Source organism: Streptomyces sp. HSW2009 (assembly GCF_040240285.1).
GTDB lineage: Bacteria > Actinomycetota > Actinomycetes > Streptomycetales > Streptomycetaceae > Streptomyces.
Map to the genome: position 1 here is coordinate 1 of NZ_JBEHZD010001333.1, position 2,204 is coordinate 2,204.

The window sequence follows — 2,204 nt, forward strand, 5'->3', positions numbered from 1 at the left end:
CCCACAGCCCGCAGCCGGGCTGGCTGCGGGGGCCGATGCGGTACGCGAGTGGGCGCGGGTGGGCGCGGGTCGCCACCCGGTCGTACGGAGGCCGTACGGCGGTGGTACGCGCGCCTGCGCGGCGCGGGTGCCGGCGGCGCGGGGTGTCAGTGGGCGGTGGCGCCCGGGCGCTCCACCTTGGCGCCGAGGTCGCCGAGCTTGCTCATGAAGTTCTCGTAGCCGCGGTTGATCAGGTCGATGCCGTGGACGCGCGAGGTGCCCTGGGCCGCGAGGGCGGCGATCAGGTACGAGAAGCCGCCGCGCAGGTCCGGAATGACCAGGTCGGCGCCCTGGAGCTTGGTGGGCCCGGAGACGACCGCGGAGTGCAGGAAGTTGCGCTGGCCGAAGCGGCAGGCGGAGCCGCCCAGGCACTCGCGGTAGAGCTGGATGTGGGCGCCCATCTGGTTCAGCGCCGAGGTGAAGCCGAGCCGCGACTCGTACACCGTCTCGTGCACGATCGACAGGCCCGACGCCTGGGTCAGCGCGACGACCAGCGGCTGCTGCCAGTCGGTCTGGAAGCCGGGGTGGACGTCGGTCTCCAGCGCGATGGCGTTGAGCGGGCCGCCGGGGTGCCAGAAGCGGATGCCCTCGTCGTCGATCTCGAAGGCGCCGCCGACCTTACGGTAGGTGTTGAGGAAGGTCATCATGGAGCGCTGCTGCGCGCCCCGTACGTAGATGTTGCCCTCGGTGGCGAGCGCGGCGCTGGCCCAGGACGCGGCCTCAAGGCGGTCCGGCAGGGCGCGGTGGTTGTAGCCGCCGAGCGTGTCCACGCCGGTGATGCGGATGGTGCGGTCGGTGTCCATGGAGATGATCGCGCCCATCTTCTGCAAGACGCAGATGAGGTCCTCGATCTCCGGCTCGACGGCCGCGTTGGACAGTTCGGTGACGCCCTCCGCCAGCACGGCGGTCAGCAGCACCTGCTCGGTCGAGCCGACCGAGGGGTAGGGCAGCCGGATCTTGCAGCCGCGCAGCCGCTGCGGCGCCTCCAGGTACTGGCCGTCGGCCCGCTTCTCGATCGTCGCGCCGAACTGGCGCAGCACCTCGAAGTGGAAGTCGATCGGCCGGCCGCCGATGTCACAGCCGCCCAGGCCCGGGATGAACGCATGGCCGAGCCGGTGCAGCAGCGGGCCGCAGAACAGGATCGGGATGCGCGAGGAACCGGCGTGTGCGTCGATGTCCGCGACGTTGGCGCTCTCCACGTGTGACGGGTCCAACACCAGCTCGCCCGCCTCTTCCCCGGGGCGGACCGTCACCCCGTGGAGCTGGAGCAGCCCGCGTACGACCCGCACGTCCCGGATGTCGGGGACGTTGCGCAGCCGGCTGGGTCCGCTGCCGAGCAGTGCGGCGACCATGGCCTTGGGCACGAGGTTCTTCGCGCCCCGGGCCCGGATCTCGCCCTCCAGCGGGGTGCCGCCGTGGACAAGGAGTACATCGTCGGTGCCGGTCATAAGTCTCGCGTTCCTGGGATGGGCCGTGATGGGCAAGGGGGGCAAAAGGAAAGAGTAATGGCCAACGCGAGCCGTTCCGTAAGGCCGATCGGCTCTCGGCCACCGGCCTGACGCCGCCCCGCCACGGCACGTATCCCCTTCCTCACGCGGCGTGATGTGCGCCGTCGCTGCTGTCGTACGCCCCGCCTGCTCTGCGCCGGGACTTGCTTTCCACCCCCCGTACCGGCCCGATGTGCGGGATCATGTGCGCATGACGGAGGTGTCCTCGCTCACAGGACGGCTGCTCGTCGCCACACCGGCGCTGGCGGACCCGAACTTCGACCGTGCGGTGGTGCTCCTGCTCGACCACGACGAGGAGGGGTCGCTCGGTGTCGTCCTGAACCGGCCCACCCCCGTCGGCGTCGGCGACATCCTCGAAGCGTGGGCCGCGCTGGCCGGCGAGCCGGGGGTGATCTTCCAGGGCGGGCCGGTCTCGCTCGATTCGGCGCTCGGCGTCGCGGTGGTGCCGGGCGAGCCGGGGACCGGCGGCCGGCGGGTGACCGGCACCGGCCCGCCGCCCACCGGTGGCGGGGCCGCCGCGCCCCCGCGCCCGGCGGGGGGGCCCCGCCGCCCCCCCGGCGGGGGGCGGGGGGCCCGCGCGCGGGGGCCGGGGGGGCGGGGGCGCCCCGCCCCCCCGGCCCGCCGGGGGCGCCCACGCCGCGACCGTGTCGCCCGTAC

2 protein-coding genes are annotated in these 2,204 nt (G+C 73.5%); one reads left to right on the forward strand and one right to left on the reverse strand.

Annotation, left to right across the window (positions count from 1 at the left end; all coding sequences use genetic code 11):
* Positions 1–146: 146 nt before the first annotated feature.
* Complete coding sequence (murA, locus tag AAHZ94_RS36275) at positions 147–1,487, reverse strand: UDP-N-acetylglucosamine 1-carboxyvinyltransferase (protein ID WP_349997878.1); 1,341 nt, start codon at positions 1,485–1,487, stop codon at positions 147–149.
* Between the two features lie 250 nt (positions 1,488–1,737).
* Between murA and AAHZ94_RS36280 the strand changes: the two genes are divergently transcribed.
* Positions 1,738–2,204: YqgE/AlgH family protein (locus tag AAHZ94_RS36280; RefSeq protein ID WP_349997879.1), on the forward strand; the 467-nt coding region annotated here is incomplete at its 3' end.